We start from the raw sequence: 390 nt of genomic DNA, 5'->3' as shown, positions 1-390 counted from the left end.
GATCTCAATCTGCTTGCATCATTGGTACCCAGCAACGACCTCGGACAGCCCCATGAATTCCTGTTGGCCGATGACGGCGAGGTGTTGTTCCCGATCGAGCGGGGACACTCGCCTGTTGCTACCAGCGGCCCCGCGCTCGCCGCTCTGCCGGCTGGCCGCATTCAGGCCCTATCAGTTGTCCCGGCTCCCGAGCTGAAGGGATATCTTGCGCTACGCTCGCCGGTTCCGGGCACACGGCTTTCCGTCCTGCGTCTGGCGAGCGAGGAAGAACTTTACGGCACTACGCTTTCGCCGACCTCTGTGTTTTGTCTGGGTCTCCTCGCTATCGCGCTGTTCGTGTTGGCTATCGGCTTCGAACGAATGCGTCAGAATTCAGTGCGGCTGCAAATC

General features: G+C 60.5%; 1 protein-coding gene. It reads left to right on the top strand.

What is annotated here, in order from left to right; genetic code table 11:
• Nucleotides 1-390, top strand: a 390-nt coding sequence (locus AC5ZGW_RS47425) for a hypothetical protein (protein ID WP_496114309.1), incomplete at both ends; no start/stop codon positions are given.

It is taken from the genome of Bradyrhizobium sp. Crot121 (assembly GCF_059512385.1).
This window is presented reverse-complemented; position numbering and strand designations above follow the sequence as displayed.